General features: G+C 67.4%; 17 protein-coding genes. 10 read left to right on the top strand and 7 right to left on the bottom strand.

What is annotated here, in order from left to right; translation table 11 throughout:
- Positions 1-4: 4 nt before the first annotated feature.
- Positions 5-523: a tripartite tricarboxylate transporter TctB family protein gene (locus JC881_RS19710; protein WP_198787402.1), complete on the top strand. Its 519-nt coding sequence runs from the start codon at positions 5-7 to the stop codon at positions 521-523.
- A 4-nt stretch (positions 524-527) separates the two neighbouring features.
- Entirely contained in the window at positions 528-2,096 is a 1,569-nt protein-coding gene (locus JC881_RS19705) for a tripartite tricarboxylate transporter permease (protein WP_198787401.1), read from the top strand.
- A gap of 64 nt (positions 2,097-2,160) precedes the next feature.
- Here the strand turns inward: JC881_RS19705 and JC881_RS19700 are convergent, their stop codons facing one another.
- The 5 genes from JC881_RS19700 to JC881_RS19680 form a co-directional block, all read right to left on the bottom strand.
- Positions 2,161-2,577, bottom strand: coding sequence for a hypothetical protein (locus JC881_RS19700; RefSeq protein WP_198787400.1), 417 nt, complete (start codon positions 2,575-2,577; stop codon positions 2,161-2,163).
- Between the two features lie 129 nt (positions 2,578-2,706).
- Positions 2,707-3,630: a pirin family protein gene (locus tag JC881_RS19695; protein ID WP_198787399.1), complete on the bottom strand. Its 924-nt coding sequence runs from the start codon at positions 3,628-3,630 to the stop codon at positions 2,707-2,709.
- Between the two features lie 24 nt (positions 3,631-3,654).
- The gene (locus JC881_RS19690; protein WP_198787398.1) at positions 3,655-4,206 is read right to left on the bottom strand and encodes a flavodoxin family protein; all 552 of its coding nucleotides are present in this window, start codon (positions 4,204-4,206) and stop codon (positions 3,655-3,657) included.
- 30 nt (positions 4,207-4,236) lie between these two features.
- The gene (locus JC881_RS19685; protein WP_269823196.1) at positions 4,237-4,677 is read right to left on the bottom strand and encodes a DoxX family protein; all 441 of its coding nucleotides are present in this window, start codon (positions 4,675-4,677) and stop codon (positions 4,237-4,239) included.
- Between the two features lie 41 nt (positions 4,678-4,718).
- Positions 4,719-5,420 carry a pirin family protein gene (locus JC881_RS19680; RefSeq protein ID WP_198787396.1) on the bottom strand — a complete coding sequence of 234 codons (702 nt, stop codon included), beginning with the start codon at positions 5,418-5,420 and terminating at the stop codon, positions 4,719-4,721.
- Between the two features lie 160 nt (positions 5,421-5,580).
- Here JC881_RS19680 and JC881_RS19675 point away from each other — a divergent pair, with 160 nt between their 5' ends.
- The 4 genes from JC881_RS19675 (at position 5,581) to trmB (ending at position 9,407) form a co-directional block, all read left to right on the top strand.
- Entirely contained in the window at positions 5,581-6,534 is a 954-nt protein-coding gene (locus tag JC881_RS19675) for a LysR family transcriptional regulator (protein WP_198787395.1), read from the top strand.
- Between the two features lie 96 nt (positions 6,535-6,630).
- Positions 6,631-7,725 (top strand): NAD(P)/FAD-dependent oxidoreductase, encoded by a 1,095-nt coding sequence (locus tag JC881_RS19670; protein WP_198787394.1) that lies wholly within the window; start codon positions 6,631-6,633, stop codon positions 7,723-7,725.
- A 12-nt stretch (positions 7,726-7,737) separates the two neighbouring features.
- Positions 7,738-8,652 (top strand): tRNA glutamyl-Q(34) synthetase GluQRS, encoded by a 915-nt coding sequence (gene gluQRS, locus JC881_RS19665; RefSeq protein WP_198787393.1) that lies wholly within the window; start codon positions 7,738-7,740, stop codon positions 8,650-8,652.
- Positions 8,649-9,407: a tRNA (guanosine(46)-N7)-methyltransferase TrmB gene (gene trmB, locus JC881_RS19660; RefSeq protein ID WP_198787392.1), complete on the top strand. Its 759-nt coding sequence runs from the start codon at positions 8,649-8,651 to the stop codon at positions 9,405-9,407. Before gluQRS ends, trmB begins: the two co-directional genes overlap by 4 nt.
- Positions 9,408-9,429: 22 nt before the next feature.
- On the opposite strand, the gene JC881_RS19655 is transcribed toward trmB, so the two are convergent.
- A complete protein-coding gene (locus JC881_RS19655; protein ID WP_198787391.1) occupies positions 9,430-9,891 on the bottom strand; it encodes an energy transducer TonB in 462 nt (153 codons plus the stop codon).
- An 83-nt stretch (positions 9,892-9,974) separates the two neighbouring features.
- Here JC881_RS19655 and JC881_RS19650 point away from each other — a divergent pair, with 83 nt between their 5' ends.
- A complete protein-coding gene (locus tag JC881_RS19650; protein WP_198787390.1) occupies positions 9,975-11,144 on the top strand; it encodes an ABC transporter substrate-binding protein in 1,170 nt (389 codons plus the stop codon).
- A 123-nt stretch (positions 11,145-11,267) separates the two neighbouring features.
- On the opposite strand, the gene JC881_RS19645 is transcribed toward JC881_RS19650, so the two are convergent.
- Complete coding sequence (locus tag JC881_RS19645; RefSeq protein WP_198787389.1) at positions 11,268-11,990, bottom strand: Crp/Fnr family transcriptional regulator; 723 nt, start codon at positions 11,988-11,990, stop codon at positions 11,268-11,270.
- Between the two features lie 147 nt (positions 11,991-12,137).
- Between JC881_RS19645 and JC881_RS19640 the strand changes: the two genes are divergently transcribed.
- From JC881_RS19640 to JC881_RS19630, 3 genes are all read left to right on the top strand, one after another.
- A complete protein-coding gene (locus tag JC881_RS19640; RefSeq protein WP_198787388.1) occupies positions 12,138-12,728 on the top strand; it encodes an HD domain-containing protein in 591 nt (196 codons plus the stop codon).
- A gap of 28 nt (positions 12,729-12,756) precedes the next feature.
- On the top strand, positions 12,757-13,524 hold the full coding sequence (locus JC881_RS19635) for a class II aldolase/adducin family protein (RefSeq protein ID WP_093433400.1): 768 nt from the start codon (positions 12,757-12,759) through the stop codon (positions 13,522-13,524).
- Between the two features lie 95 nt (positions 13,525-13,619).
- Positions 13,620-14,214, top strand: a 595-nt coding sequence (locus tag JC881_RS19630) for a bile acid:sodium symporter family protein (RefSeq protein WP_198787387.1), incomplete at its 3' end; no start/stop codon positions are given.

Here is a 14,214-nt window from a genome sequence, read left to right as displayed (position 1 = left end):
CTCAATGCACCCGCACGGTGAAGATCCGGCCTCGCACGCGCTTCGGCCCGCACCCCAATTCAAGAAGGATTACTACGGCGGCGCGTTGCTCGTGGTCATCGGCCTGGCAGCCGTCTATGCCGGCATCGGCTACCGCGTCGGCGAGCTCGCGCACATGGGACCGGGCTTCTTCCCGGTCGCGCTCGGCGGTCTCCTGGCGCTCACGGGCCTGCTCATCGCCATCTCCGCGCGCGGTGAGAAACCCGCGAGCACCGAGGCCGTGTCGCACGGCCATCCGGGCGGCATGCCCGACATGCGCGGCGGCATCTGCATCATCGCGGGCATCCTGTCGTTCCTGCTGCTGGGCGAATACGGCGGCCTGCTGCCGGCGACCTTCGCCATCGTGTTCATCTCGGCGCTGGGCGACCGCGACAACACGCTGACCGAGGCGCTGCTCTTGGCGCTCGCGATGTGCTTCATCGCGGTGGTGGTGTTCTGGTGGGCGCTGAAGCTGCAGCTGCCGTTGTTCCAATGGGGAGGCTGAAGCCATGATCGGTCAATCGCTCCACGACCTCTGGTTCGGCTTCGGTGTCGCGTTCCAGGGCTCCAATCTCCTGTGGTCGTTCTTCGGCGTGCTGGTGGGCAACCTGATCGGCGTGCTGCCGGGCATGGGCGCACTGCAGGCCATCTCGATCCTTCTGCCGCTCACCTACGCGATGCACCCGGTGCCCGCGATCCTGATGCTGGCGGGCATCTTCTACGGCTCGCAGTACGGCGGTGCCATCGGCGCCATCCTGATGAACATGCCCTCGCACCCGCCGCATGCGGTGACGTGCCTGGACGGCTACCCGATGACCAAGCAGGGCAAGGGCGGCGTCGCGCTCGGGGTGACGATGATCGCCTCGTTCTTCGCGGCGTCGGTCGGCATCATCGTGATGATCTTCGCCTCGCCCCTGCTGGTGCAGATCGCGTTCAAGTTCGGCCCGACCGAGATCTTCTCGATCATGCTGCTGGGCCTTCTTGCCGGTTCCACCATGTCGCGCGGCTCGCCGCTCAAGGGCGTGGCGATGACGATCTTCGGCCTCCTGTGCGGCGTGGTCGGCACCGACGTGAACAGCGGCAGCTTCCGCTTCGCGTTCAACCTGCCCGAGTTGAGCGACGGCCTCGAACTGGTGGCCATCTCGATGGGCCTCTTCGGCGTGGCCGACTTCCTGCTCAACGTGAACCGCATGAAGGCCATCGGCGACACGGGCACGCTCAAGCTGAGCGACATGCGCCCGAGCAAGGAAGAATTGAAGCGCGCCTTCCCCGCCATGATCCGCGGCACCATCGTCGGCACGATCTTCGGCGCGATGCCCGGCACCGGCCCGACCATCACCACCTTCATCGCCTACGCGCTGGAGCGCAAGGTCTCCAAGACGCCCGACAAGTTCGGCACCGGCATGATCGAAGGCGTGGCCGGCCCCGAGGCCTCGGCCCACTCCAAGACGCAGGTCGACTTCATCCCGACGATGAGCCTGGGGATTCCGGGCGACGCGGTGATGGCGCTGATCCTGGGCGCGCTGCTGATCCAGGGCATCCAGCCCGGCCCGCAGCTCATCACCGAGCATCCGGACATCTTCTGGGGCCTGATCGCCTCGTTCTGGATCGGCAACGTGATCCTGGTGGTGCTGAACGTGCCGATGATCGGCGTGTGGGTCAAGCTCCTGAAGGTGCCCTACAAGTACCTGTTCCCGGCCGCGATGTTCTTCATTGCGACGGGCGTGTACAGCACGCAGAACAGCCTGTTCCAGATCTGGGAAGTGCTGGTGTTCGGCATCGTCGGCGCGGTGCTGATGACGCTGGAGTTCTCGGTCGCGCCGATCCTGCTGGGCTTCGTGCTCGGGCCGATGGTGGAGGAGAACTTCCGCCGCGCCCTGCTGCTCTCGCGCGGCGACATGTCGGTGTTCGTCACGCGGCCGATCAGCGGCACCTTCATCGGGTTGTGCGTGCTGCTGCTGGCCGGCGTGGGCTTCTCGGCATGGCGCGGTCGCGCGGGCCGCAAGGCGATGATCGAACTGCCGAAGGCGCCCGATGGCGCACCGCCTGCGGAGGCCGTCTCGATCGGCGGCAAGTAAGCCTCAGGCGAGAAAAGAAAAAGGGTCCGACCAGTCGGACCCTTTTTTTCGTTTGCGCTTCTTTCTACTTGAGCTTCTGTGCGAACGCCAGCATGCGCTCGCCGTCGGCGTCGGTGAACACCACCGCGGGCGTGAGGCCCACGTAGCGCCCGCCCTCGTGCGGCCGGGCCTCCACGAGCTGCAGGCCGACGAGCTTGCCGCTCTTGACGTAGCGGGTCTCGATGTAGATGCCGGTCTGGCCCTTCTTGTTGATCGGCAACTGCGCGACGGCGGCGTAGTCGTCGGTCTTGAGCAGGTGCGTGATGCGGTCCTTCAGGTGGAAGTCGTACCAGGCCTGTTCATAGACCATCGACTCGCCGGTCTGCACATGCTTGAGCATGAGGACCAGCTTGCGCTTGAAGAGCTTGAGCTCCTTCATGAGGAATTCGAAAAGATCGCCGTATTCGCCCGGCGCAACCTCGGGGGTCCGAAAAACTGCCATGTGCCTTGCTCCCTTTCTGGGATGTCGTTGGGACGGCGATCCCCTCGATCGCCGTTTGCGGGGCGCAGCTTACTACCTCGAGATGTCCGGAAATCTCGCGAAATCTCTCCCGCCAACGTACGAACAGGGTCAGACGGGCGTGGTCCCGGTGTCCGGCTCGCGCACGCCGAAGGGCTTGCCCGGCAGCGGAATGAATTCGGTCTCGCCGGGCACGTGGCCCATGCGTTGCGCGGCCCAGTCGGCGCCGGCCTCGAGGATGCGCTCGCGCCGGCTCGAGACGAAGTTCCAGGTGATGTAGCGCGGACCGTCCAGCGGCTCACCGCCGATCACCATCAGGCGCACGGCCGCCTCAGAAGTCAGCACAGCGCCCTGCCCGTCGGGCAGCACCGCCATCGTGTGCGCGGGGATCGCCTCGCCGTTGACGCGCGCATCGGCATCGACGGCGTAGATGGCCAGCTCGGGCGCCAGTGCGGGCAGCTCGAAGCGGCCGCCCGCGGGCAGCGCGATGTCGACGTACACGGTCTGCGCCAATGTCTTCACCGGAGAGCGCTGGCCGAAGGCCTCGCCCACCAGCACGCGCACGTTGGCGCCCTGCTCCACCAGTTCGGGAATGGCGCTGGCCGGCGTGTGCTCGAAGCTCGGCTCGACCTCCTCATGCGCCTGCGGCAATGCGGCCCAGAGCTGCAGTCCGTGGTTCACATAGGTGTCGGCCTTCAGGCGATCGGGCTTGCGCTCGGAGTGCACGATGCCGCGCCCCGAGGTCATCCAGTTGATCGCGCCGGGGAGGATCTCCTGCACGCTTCCGAGGCTGTCGCGATGCATCATCGCGCCCTCGAAAAGATAGGTGACCGTCGCCAGGCCGATGTGCGGATGCGGCCGCACATCGTGCTCGGTGCCGGGCTTCTCGGTGGCCGGCCCGAAATGGTCGAAGAACACGAAGGGCCCGACCGAGCGGCGCTGCGCCGCGGGCAAGAGGCGCCTCACGTTGAAGCCACCACCCAGGTCCTTGTCGTGCGGTTGAAGCAATTGGGCGTGGGCAGTGGTGTCGGTCATCGGGGGCTCCGTGGGTGGCTGGGTTTATCCGCGCGATCTTGCCACTGCGGCAATACGTTCGCCGAATGCACGTGCCGTATCGAAGTCGCCCTTGAACATCTCGGCCGGGCTCGCGTCCGACGGCGATTGCGTCAAGAGGCCGCCGTAGCCGCCCACGTAGTTCATCGAGTCGCGTGTCGCTGCCTTGTTGTTGGTCGGCAGGATGCCCATGCTGACCCAGATGCCGCTGTGCTGCATCGCGAGCGTCCACAGGTACGCCATGGTCGTGACCTTGTCGCCGTTCATGGTGGCGCTGTTGGTGAAGCCGGCGAAGAGCTTGTCCTTCCAGCCCTGCGTGTACCAGACCTTGGACGACGCATCGGCGAACTTCTTGAACTGCCAGCTCACGCCGCCCATGTAGGTGGGCGAGCCGAAGACGATGGCATCTGCCGCGGCCAATGTTTCCCAGCCGCCTTCGGGCAGGTTGCCGTCGGCGTCGATGGCGAGCAGCTGCGCGCCGGCCGATTCGGCCACGGCTTGCGCGATGCGTTGGGTGTGGCCGTAGCCGGAATGGAAGACGACAACGATGTTTGCCATGTTCAGGTGCTCCTTGGGTTGAAAGGTGGATCAGCGCTTGTCGATGCTGAAGCGGCCGGCGCCGAAGGCCGAGAAAGCAAGCATGCCGCCGGCGATCGCCAGGTTCTTGAAGAACTGCGTGTTCTGCGTCGCATCGATCCAGAACTTGTGGAAGAACAGGCCGGTCGCGACCGTGAAGATGGCCATGACGAGCGCCACCCAGCGCGTCTTGAAGCCGACCAGCAGCGCGATGCCGAAGCCGAGTTCGATGACGATCGCGATCGCGGCCGCCACCTCGGGCAGCGGCAGGCCCGCCACCTTGGTGATGTAGCCGACGGTGCCCGCAAAGCCCATGAGCTTGCCGAAGCCGGCGGGGATGAACAGCGTGGCGATCAGGATGCGGCCGATCAGCGCCAGGGTGTCCTGGGCTGCGTTGGGGGTGGTGGTGGTTGCCATGGTTGAAAACTCCTCGGGTTGTTGATTGAAATACAGGGGACAGAAAAAAAGCCGGACGACAAGCGCCCGGCGGTGGATCAAGCGGTCAGGTCGAACACCAGCACTTCGGCATCCTTGCCGGCGCCCAGCGTCAACTGCGATTCGCCTTCGAGCATCGCGGCGTCGCCGCCCGAGAGCTTCTGGCCATTGACTTCGAGCTCGCCGCGAATCAGGTGCACGTAGCTCTTGCGCGCCGGGTCGAGCGCCAGGCTGGCGTTCTCTTCGCCATCAAGCAGCCCGGCGAAGAGGCGCGCATCGGCATTCACCTTCACCGAGCCGTCGCTGCCGTCGGGCGAGGCCACCAGGCGCAGCTTGCCGCGCTTCTCGGCGTCGCCGAACTGCTTTTGCTCGTAGCCCGGCGCGATGCCGCGCACGTTGGGCTCGATCCAGATCTGCAGGAAGTGCGTGGTCTCGTCCTTCTTGTGGTTGAACTCGCTGTGCATCACGCCGCGGCCCGCGCTCATGCGCTGCACGTCGCCCGGCGGAATGGATTCGATGTTCCCCATGCTGTCCTTGTGCGCCAGTTCGCCCGAGAGCACGTAGCTGATGATCTCCATGTCCTTGTGGCCATGGGTGCCGAAGCCGGCGCCCGCGGCCACGCGGTCTTCGTTGATCACCCGCAGGTTGCCGAAGCCCATGTGGGCCGCGTCGTAGTAACCGGCGAAGGAAAAGCTGTGGAACGAGCGCAGCCAGCCATGGTCGGCATAACCGCGTTCCTGTGATTTACGGACTTGCAACATCGTCGAACTCCTTTGGCCGTTCCCCGGGGGGATGTTCTGGCCTTCTTCGTATGCCGCGCCGGATGCGCAGCGGATGTGAAGAACTTTAGGCCCGCACCCCCGAGGTAAAAGCGCCCGGTTTTGATGGCATCATTCAAATTTTTTGATCAATGGAATTGCCATGCCCAGCGCCAGAGACGTACTGACCCCCGACGCGCTCGCCATGCTGCAGACGGTGGCCAACACCGGCAGCTTCGCGGGCGCGGCGCGCGCGCTCAACCTCGTGCCCAGCGCGCTGAGCTACCGGGTGCGCCAGATCGAAGATGCGCTGGACGTGCTGCTGTTCGACCGCAGCGCGCGCCAGGCGCGCATTACCGAGGCGGGCGCCGAGCTGCTGCGCGAATCGGCGCGCCTGCTGAACGAAATCGACGCGGTGGCCAACCGCGTCAAGCGCGTGGCCACGGGCTGGGAGCCGATGCTCACCATCGCGGTGGACAGCGTGATCGCGCGCGACCCGCTGCTGGACCTGGCCACCGCCTTCTTCGCGCTCGATCCGCCCACGCGGCTCAAGCTGCGCGACGAGACGCTGCTGGGCACCATCGAGGCGCTGACCAGCGGCGAGGCCGACCTGGCGATCGGCGCGGTGCTCGATGCCGCGAGCCTCGCGTTCACGGCCACCGGCATCCGCAGCCGGCCGATCGGCGAGCTGCGCTTCGTGTACGCGGTGGCACCGCACCATCCGCTCGCGCGCCTGCCCGAGCCGCTGACCGACGAAGTGCTGCGGCAGTACCGCGCGGTCGCCGCGGCCGACTCGGTGCGCAGTGGGCCGAGCATGACCGTGAACCTCGTCGGCGGGCAGGACGTGCTCACCGTGCCGAGCATGCAGTTCAAGCTCGCGGCGCAATTGCACGGCCTGGGCGGCGGCTTTTTGCCCGAGCCGATGGCGCGGCCGTACATCGAGGCGGGCCATCTCATCGAACGCAAGACCGAGCGCACGCCGCCGCTGGGCACCATGCATTGCGCGTGGCGCGTGCGCAGCGCGGGCGGGCCGGGGCGCGCGCTCGAATGGTGGCTCGCGCAGTTCGAGCACGAGGCCACGCGGCGCGCGCTGCTCGAGCGCCATCGGGGACGCTGAGGAAAGCCCTGAGGCCTGGTCTCCCAGCGGCCCTCGCAGACCGATGTAGAGTGCGGACACATTCATTGTCTCCCTGTCAAAAGAAAAGAGTCCGCCATGAGCACCCGCGCAACTGCAAAACAAGCCGACCGTCACCGAACATCCTCCGCGTCCTCCCCCACTCCCCGCCACTACGCCGTCGTCGGCGCCGGCATCGCCGGGGTGGCCTGCGCGCGCACGCTGGTGCAGGCCGGTCACAAGGTCACGCTGTTCGAACGCGAGGCCGCGCCCGGCGGCCGCATGGCGAGCATCGACACGGCGTTCGGCCGCTTCGACAGCGGCGCGCAGTACTTCACCGTGCGCGATCCGCGATTCGCGCTGGCGCTCGAAGCCACGCCCAGCCTCTGCCGCCCCTGGAGCGCCAACCTCGTGCGCGTGCTCGACGCCCACGGCCGCGTGGCCGAAGCGGCATTGCCCGGCCGCGAATCGCACTGGGTCGCGCAGCCCGGCATGGACGCGCTGGTGGCCCACTGGGCCGCGCCGCTGGCCGGCAACCTCATCACCAACACGCAGGTCACGCAGATCGAGCCCGACGCGCTCGATGCCAAGCGCTGGCAACTGCGCACCGCGGGCGAAGACGATTCGCAGCATGTGTACTCCGGCTTCGACGCCGTGCTGCTCGCCGTGCCGCCCGCGCGCACCCGCGTGCTGCTCGGCGACGGCAAGCTCTCCGCATCGATCAGCCAGAAGATCGAGCCGGTGCGCATCGCGCCGTGCTGGACGCTGATGATCGCGTTCCCGCAGGCCAACCAGCCCAACATGTCGCACCTCGGCCCGCAGTGGAACGCGGCGCGCAGCACCCACCACCGCGTGGCATGGCTCGCGCGCGAATCGTCCAAGCCCGGCCGCGAACGCATCGAGCGCTGGACGCTGCAGGCGAGCGCCACCTGGTCGCAGGAACATCTGCGCGACGACGCGCCGCGCGTCGAAGCCAAGCTGCTGCGCGCCTTCGCCGAGATCACCGGCATCCACGCGGTGCCCTCGCATGCGCAGACGCGCTGCTGGACCGAAGCGCAGACGCAGGTGCCCGTGGGCAAGACGCACCTGTGGGACGCCAAGGCCCGCATCGGCGTGGCGGGCGACTGGTGCACGGGGCACCGCGTGGAAGACGCGTTCCTCTCGGGCCTTTCGCTGGCACTCGCGGTGATCTGATCGATTTTTAGGATGCGTGAGACCGGCCGTTTCGCGCCCTCGCCCACCGGGCCGCTGCACGCCGGCTCGCTGGTGGCGGCACTCGCGAGCTGGCTCGACGTGCGCGCCCGCGGCCCCGAGGCGCGCTGGCTGATCCGCATCGAGGACGCCGACACCGAACGGTGCCTGCCCCGCATGGGCGAGCACATGCTGCGGCAGCTGGCCGATTGCCATCTGCTGCCCGACGAAACGCCCGTGTGGCAGACGCAGCGCACGGCGCACTACGAGGCGGCGCTGCAGAAGCTGCAGGCACTCGGCCTCGCGTACCCGTGCGGGTGTTCGCGCAAGGACATCGACATGGCGCTCGCCCGCCTCGGCCAACGGCACGAGCGGCATGGCGAGCGCGTGTATCCCGGCACCTGCCGGGATGGCCTGCACGGCAAGCCCGCGCGGGCCTGGCGCTTCGCCACCGAGAAGTTCGAATCGAATCAGCCCGGTGAACTCCGCTGGACCGACCGGCGCCTGGGCGAGCAGCACCAGGACGTCAGCCGCGAGGTCGGCGACTTCGTGCTGCGCCGCGCCGATGGCCCGTGGGCCTATCAACTCGCCGTGGTGGTCGACGACGCGGAGCAAGGCGTGACCGACGTGGTCCGCGGCGAGGACCTGGCAGACAACACCGCGCGCCAGATCCTGCTGCAGCGCGCGCTGGGCCTTCCGACGCCCAGCTACCTGCACACGCCGCTGGTGCGCGGTGCCGATGGCGACAAGCTCTCCAAGCAGAACGGCGCCACGGCCATCGACACGTCTACGCCCGAGGCCGCGCTGGCCGCGCTCGATGCGGCCGCGCGCGTGCTCGGCCTGGGCCCCGCCACGGCCGCATCCTGCGCGGCCGCACTGGCCGGCTGGGTGCCCGAATGGCGCGCTCTCTACAATTCGCGGCCGCCATGAACTTTCCCGACACCGTGCCCCACGACCTCCCGCCCAGCGACGAAACCACAGACGACAGCGCGGGCGACAGCAACAAGCCGCACCCGCTGCACCGCCGCCTCAAGAGCTTCGTCAAGCGCGCCGGCCGCACCACCGACGGCCAGGCGCGGGCCTTTTCTGAACTGGGTCCGCTGTTTCTCATCCCCTACACCCCCGAGCCGCTCGACTTGACGGCGGCCTTCGGCGGCCGCGCCGCCCCGACGGTGCTGGAGATCGGCTTCGGCATGGGCGAGGCCACCGCGCACATCGCCACGGTGCTGCCCGAGACCAACTTTTTCTGCTGCGAGGTGCACGAGCCCGGCGTGGGCGCGCTGCTCAAGCGCATCGGCGAGCAGTCGATCTCGAACATCCGCATCTGCGCGCACGACGCGGTCGACGTGCTCGACCACATGCTGCAGCCCGGCACGCTGGCCGGCGTGCATGTGTTCTTTCCGGACCCGTGGCACAAGAAGCGCCACAACAAGCGCCGGCTGATCCAGCCCGAATTCGTGACCAAGCTCGCGCAGCACCTGCGCCCCGGCGGCTACATCCATTGCGCGACCGACTGGCAGCCCTACGCCGAGCAGATGCTCGAGGTGCTGGCCGCCGAGCCGCTGCTGCGCAACACAGCCGAAGGCTACGCCGCGAAGCCGGAATACCGCCCGCTCACCAAGTTCGAGAACCGCGGCATCAAGCTCGGCCACGGCGTGTGGGACCTGGTGTTCGAGCGCGCCTGAAGAAAAAGTCCGCTACAACCCGCTACTCGGCCTGGAAGCGGAACGGCAGCCGCATCCGGGTGCGCACCGCGCGCCCGTCCGCCGAGCGCGCGGGGTCGAAGCGCCATCCCTTGAGTGCATCGGTCACCGCCTTCGACAGCAGCGGATGCGGCGATCGTTCGATGCGCACGTCTTCGGGCACGCCTGTTTCACCCACGTAGAAGACGGCGATCACCTGGCCTTCCACGCCCTCGTTCGCCAGCGCGGTCGGATAGTCGGGCAGGCGCCGCTGGCGGATCACCGCATCCTTCTCGATCGCGGGCGCCTGGGGCCGCGTGGCTGCGGTCGGCGGCGCACCGATGACCATGGGCGGCGGCTCCTGCGCAACGTCCGGCGACGGTGCAGGAACGGGCTGCGCGATTTCCACCACATCGCGCGGCAGCACGGTGCATCCCGCGAGCGCCACGCACAACCCGAATCCACCCCAGAGAAAAGCAGTTTTCATAGGGCAATTCTGTAGCAGCCGCTGCTATCGCCCTGGCCTCAATATTGCTACACTTTTTTACTACTTCTCACAAAAGGTGCGCAATGAACAGGTCACGCAGGGAATGGTTGGAGAAGGCATGCGGCGCGCTGCTGTGGGGCGGCGGCATGGGTTTGGGCATCACTCAAGGTGCATTGGCGCAGACCCGCACCGCCGGCGCGCCCCGCGTCGTGCTGCTCGGGCAATCGGTGCCGCTGACCGGCGGCGCCGCTGACATCGGCAGCGCCTTCGCGGCGGGCAGCCGGCTCGCGGTGAGCGACTTCAACACGCGCAACGCTACCACCGGCCTGCAGCTGAAGCTGGTGCAGTTGGACGACGGCTACGAAGCCGCCCGCGCCAGCGCCAACGCGCGCACCCTGCTCGGCGCGCAGAAGGCGGACCTGCTCTTCGGCTTCGTCGGCACCGCCAGCAGCGAGGCCGGCGCGAACGTCGCCACCCAGCAGGGGAGCCTGCTCTTCGCACCCTTCGCCGCATCGGACAACCTGCGCGGCGCCGAGCACCCGAACGTGTTCCACGTGCGGCCCGGCATGATCGACGAGGCCCTCAAGATCGTGCGCCAGTGCGCCACCGTGGGGCAGACGCGCGTGGCGTTCCTGGGCGACGACGACGCCATGGGCCGCGCGGGCCTGGCCGCCGTGCAGCAGGCCATCACCGAACTCAAGCTCACCCCGCTGGTCGCGAGCGCGCTGGTGCCCGCGGGCGGCGACAAGCTCGACGCCGCGCTGAAAGACGTGCAGAAGCAGTCGCCCCAGGCCATCGTGCTGGTGTCGCTCTCGGGCACCACCGCCAGCGCCATCCGCAAGCTCCGCAAGAGCGGCTACACGGGCAACTTCATGGCCTTCTCGATCGTGGGGATCGATCCGCTCTACGCGGAGCTGGGCAAGGACATCGGCGGCATCGTGATCTCGCAGGTGGTGCCCTCGCCGCGGCCCTCGGCCATTCCGATCGTCAAGGAGTACCTCGCGGCGGTCGACAACTCCGACCAGACCGCGTCCTACGAAGGGCTGGAGGGCTTCATCGCCGCCAAGACAGTGGGTGAGGCGGTGCGCCGCGCGGGCCGCGGCTTCAACACGGCGACGCTGCAGCGCACGATGACCGCGATGACCGACTACGACGTGGGGGGCTTTCGCATCAACCTGCGCCCGGGCCTGCGCGACAACGTGCGCAGCATCGACCTGATCAGCATCTCGGCCGACGGGCGCGTGCTCAGATAGGCTCGCCCCCAGGCTGCGCGCACTTCGTGTCGCTTCTCCTACCCCCTACCGGGGGCAACACCTGCGGCCCGGCAAAGCCGGTTCCGCGGTGTTTCACGAAAGAGTCGTGAGTGACCGCAGAAGCTATCCCGTACTGACCAGCCGCTGCAGCGCATCGAGCGACAGCAGCTCGATGCGCCCGTAGCCCAGCGCCACCACGCCCTCGCCCGCCAGCGCGTTGAGTTCTTTCGAGAGCGTCTGGCGCGTCACGCCGAGCATCATCGCGAGCGCCTCCTGCGGCAGCATGAGCTGGTGCCGCAGGTGCACCGACTGCGTCGCGTCGCCGCGCGCGAGCACCAGCAGCCGGTGCGCCACGCGCGCGCGCAGGCTGCGCAGCGTCGCGTCTTCCGCGAGGCCGTAGAGCATGCGCACCCGCGCGGCCAGCATCGCGGCAATCGCGTTGGAAAACACCACGTCGCGCATCTGCCGCGTGAAGGCTTCGGGCGACACCACCAGGAGGTCGAGCGCCTCGAGCGCGGTCGCGTCGTGCGTGCGGGGCGAGCCGTCGATCAGCGTGATCTCGCCGAACCAGTTGCCCGGCTCCAGCACCGCGAGGATGGCCTCGCGGCCGTCCTGCCGCAGCGACGAGATCTTGATCGTGCCCGCCACCAGCCCGTAGAAACCGCCGCCCGACGCATGAATCGGATCGCCCTGGCGGAACACCATCGTGCCGCGCCGCACGTGGATGAGCTCGGCCGCGCCCACCAGCGCCTCGCGCTGCGCGCGCGGCATGCTGGTGAACCACGGGTTGCCCTCCAGCGCGGCGCGGTGCGGGGCGGAGAGACGCGGCTTGGTGGAAGGGGGCATCGGGAGAAAGGATCGGCGGGTCCCCCCGGGGACAGGGGTTTACCACCACCCTACATTGTCAAATTCTTGACAGTTGAGCGTCAAGTGCAGGTCTACAGTGACCGCCACCCCACGGACGAACAACGCACGAACAATGGAGACGACACGATGAGCGCAAGGGCAAGTTTCAAGAGCATGCAGGAGAGCACGCGCGAAGACTGGCAACTGATCGGCGGCGAGTTCATGCAGTTCGCGGGCGGCCTGCCCGCGCGCGTGATCAAGCACCTGCAGATCCTGGAGGGCGACTACGGCGGCTTTCCGGTCGACCGCTACACCCACTCGCTGCAGACCGCCACGCGCGCCCTGCGCGACGGCCGCGACGAGGAGTACGTGGTGTGCGCGCTCTTGCACGACATCGGCGACACGCTCGGCAGCTTCAACCACCCCGACATCGCCGCCGCGATCCTCAAGCCCTTCGTGAGCGAGGCCAACCACTGGATGGTGCAGCACCACGGGATCTTCCAGGGCCATTACTTCTTCCATCACATTGGCCTGGACCGCGACATGCGCGAGAACTTCAAGGACCACCCGCACTACGAGCGCACGGCCGAGTTCTGCGCGCTCTACGACAACCCCGCCTTCGACCCGAAGGCCGAGACCTTGCCGATCGGCGAATTCGAGCCCATGCTGCGCCGGTTGATGGCCCAGCCCAAGCAAAGCATCTACAAGACCGTGCTCAAAGAGCCGGCCGCGGCCTGACAGACCCCAGACAAAGGACACCCACACCATGAACGCCAACTCCCAATCCGAAATCCAGAAGCTCGTCTCCGCCGAAGAGTGGCAGCTGCGCGTGGACCTCGCCGCCTGCTACCGGCTCGTCGCGCTCTACGGCTGGAGCGACCTCGTGTTCACGCACATCAGCGCGCGCGTGCCCGGCCCCGAGCATCACTTTCTCATCAACCCCTACGGGCTGATGTTCGACGAGATCACCGCGTCCAGCCTCGTGAAAGTCGACCAGCAGTGCAACAAGATCATCGAGTCGCCCTACCCGGTCAACCCGGCCGGCTTCGTGATCCACAGCGCGGTGCATGCCGCGCGCGAAGACATCCAGTGCGTGCTGCACACCCACACCAAGGCCGGCATCGCGGTGAGCGCGCAGAAGAACGGCGTGCTGCCCATCAGCCAGCAGTCGACCTTCGTGCTGGCCTCGCTCGCCTACCACGACTACGAAGGCGTGGCCTTCCGCGACGACGAGAAGCCGCGCCTGCAGGCCGACATGGGCCATGCGAATTTCCTCATGCTGCGCAACCACGGCCTGCTGACCTGCGGCAAGACCATTGCCGATGCGTTCCTTTCGATGTACACCTTCGAGAACACCTGCCAGATCCAGATCGCGGCGCAATCGGGCGGCAGCGAACTCACGCATGTGAACCCGAAGATCATCGATGGCGTGGGCCAGGCGATGAAGGTGCAAAGCGGCGGCCTGGGCGGCATGTTCGTCTGGCCTTCGCTGATCCGCAAACTCGACCGCATCGACGACAGCTACAAACAATAAGACGCGTCGATCCCCGGTTTTCCACGGCTGCCAGCGCCCGCGCGACGGGTGCGGGCAGCCATTTTTTTAGAAGAACCAAAGAGGAGACACAATCCATGGACACCACGCTCATCGTGACCCGGTTCCTGTTCGGCGCGCTCGCGCTGGTGATGTTCGGGCTGGGGCTGTCGCTCTCGCTGGCCGACTTCCGGCGGCTCTTCAAGCACCCCAAGGCGGTGACCATCGCGCTCCTGCTGCAGGTCATTGGCCTGCCACTCGCCTGCTACGCGATCATCGTGGGCTTCGGGCTCTCGCCGGTGTTCGCCATCGGGCTCATGCTGCTGGCGGCTTCGCCGGGCGGCATTTCGGCCAACCTGTTCTCGCACCTCTTCGGCGGCAACGTGGCGATGAACATCTCGCTCACCGCCGTGAACACGCTGCTGTCGATCGTCACGCTGCCGCTCATCGCCAACTGGGCCATCAACCATTTTGCGCACGGCGGCCAGGTGGTGCCGCTGCAGACGCGCAAGCTCGTGGAAGTGATCGCGATCGTGATGGTGCCGGTGGCCATCGGCATGTTCGTGGCCTCGCGCAAGCCGGCGTTCGCCGCGCGCATGGAAAAGCCCACCAAGATCTTCAGCGGCGTGGTACTCGCCGTGGTCACGACGCTCGCAATCGCGAACGAGTGGAAGACCCTCACCGCCACCTTCG

Source organism: Variovorax sp. IB41 (genome assembly GCF_016405905.1).
In the GTDB taxonomy this organism is placed as follows: Bacteria; Pseudomonadota; Gammaproteobacteria; order Burkholderiales; family Burkholderiaceae_C; genus Variovorax.
The sequence above is the reverse complement of the archived record's forward strand: the minus strand, read 5'-3'. Positions and strand labels throughout refer to the sequence as shown.